Annotated in this window: 1 protein-coding gene; it reads left to right on the top strand. The window is 60.6% G+C overall.

The features are described 5' to 3' along the window. The coding region (locus tag B0W55_RS29410; protein WP_256576415.1) for a DUF6531 domain-containing protein at nt 1-589 on the top strand (589 nt) is incomplete at both ends.

Below are 589 nucleotides of genomic sequence, written 5' to 3'. Positions count from 1 at the left end.
ATGCCGATTGAATGGTCGCGCTTCTATGCCAGCGACCTGACCGTCGACAGTGTGCTCGGCCGGGGCTGGGTATTGCCCTGGGAGCAAAGCCTGCGCAGAAGCGGCAGCTTCGTCTACCTCACGGATAACCAGGGGCGCAGCGTGCCCTTTGTGGATATGGAGCCCGGTGATCGCATCTATAACCCCTACGAGCAGATCTACCTGGTCCGCACCGAAGGCGGCCACTACCTGCTGCAAACCCTCGACAACCTGTTTTTCTACTTCGGCGAGGTGCCGGACGACAACCGCGTTGTCCCGCTGCAACGCCTGGAAAATGCCCTTGGGCATTACCTGCATTTCACCCGTACGGCAGAAGGCCGGTTGACCGACATCAGCGCCACCGGTGGTGTACGGGTGCACCTGCATTACGACAACCCGCTGGGGCGCCTGACCGACGTCAAGCGCGTCGTCGACAACCAGGCAGTTGAAACCCTGGTGCAGTACCGCTACGACGACAACGGCCAACTCACCGAGGTGATCAATCGCAACAGTGATTCGATGCGCCGTTTCAGCTACGCCGATGGTGTGATGACCAGCCACAGCAACGCCC

Source organism: Pseudomonas sp. KK4, from assembly GCF_001984065.1.
Lineage (GTDB): Bacteria > Pseudomonadota > Gammaproteobacteria > Pseudomonadales > Pseudomonadaceae > Aquipseudomonas.
This window is presented reverse-complemented; position numbering and strand designations above follow the sequence as displayed.